This window comes from Bacillus massilinigeriensis, assembly GCF_900111815.1.
Taxonomy (GTDB): Bacteria; Bacillota; Bacilli; order Bacillales; family Cytobacillaceae; genus Mesobacillus_C; species Mesobacillus_C mediterraneensis.
Map to the genome: position 1 here is coordinate 1 of NZ_LT630010.1, position 1,002 is coordinate 1,002.

A 1,002-nucleotide genomic window follows, 5' to 3' on the forward strand; every position below is an offset into this window, starting at 1 on the left:
AGGGAAGCAAAGGGGTGTAGGCAAAGTTGGCGGGCAAACAAATTAAATTGAATCTTAGTGAACTAGAGTCGGCATTGCGTTCGCTGGATCATGCCATTTCAGATTTCAAGAGCTATACAACCAATTTCCGCTCAGGAACACGGAGTCAGCTGAAAAGCTTTCATTCTGACTTCGTCGATGCAGTGGATGATCTGCTTGATAATATGAACGACGACAGCAGCACGAAGCTGCTCGAGCACCTAGACGCGATCCATGATGCCGGCGTCATGCTCGTCAAGCAGATGAAGGAAACAGATGAGAAAATCAGCAGTAAAATCAAGGGGGGAGCGAAATGAAGCGCGACCTGCAGATCAATTATGGCATTCTCGACAACATTATCGAACAGCTTCACACTTATAAAAACGCGCTGGACAAGATGGAAGCCTCCCTTGAAAAAATCAATGCTTTCATTTCCCTGAACGAGGGGGAAAGTGTCGAGGCATGGGAAGACCAGGTGCGGAAAATCAAGCGGGATATCAAGCACTATCGCAAGCAGGTGAAAGATCTCACCAACCTGTTTGAAAACTACGTGCAGCGGACAACTGCCCATATTGCCCCGCTGTCAAGAAATGCGATGATGCGGGTAGACCGGAATGATATTGCCGCTAACATTAAACATATTGAACTGTCCATTTGGACGAATATAAAACAAATAGAAGCGGCTATTTTTGCTTCGTCTCTATCTTTTAGTGTAGGCTTAACCGATGAAGAAAAGGAAAAGAGCAGAAGCAATAAATGGAAGCTGGATGGCATCCGCTCAAAGGTGATGGCCACAAAGGCGCGACTTGATGGAAAAGTCGATGAATTGCATCGCATCCATGAAACGAAGGTCGTTCGATTTGAAGAAACAGACGAATCTTTTAGCCATAAAGCTCAAAGCGTGAAAAATAAGTATACAACCTTTTGGGAATGCATGGGAGATGCATGGGAAGATACTTGGGATGATATATCCGGATTTTTTGG

At 45.0% G+C, this 1,002-nt stretch carries 2 protein-coding genes; both read left to right on the top strand.

Annotation, left to right across the window (positions count from 1 at the left end; translation table 11 throughout):
* Positions 1 to 26 precede the first annotated feature (26 nt).
* Positions 27 to 335, top strand: a complete 309-nt coding sequence (locus tag BQ5796_RS15765) for a hypothetical protein (protein ID WP_071460900.1) — start codon at positions 27 to 29, stop codon at positions 333 to 335.
* Positions 332 to 1,002 (top strand): hypothetical protein (locus BQ5796_RS15770; protein ID WP_141769958.1); only part of this gene is annotated, 671 nt, incomplete at its 3' end. The genes BQ5796_RS15765 and BQ5796_RS15770, both read left to right, overlap by 4 nt.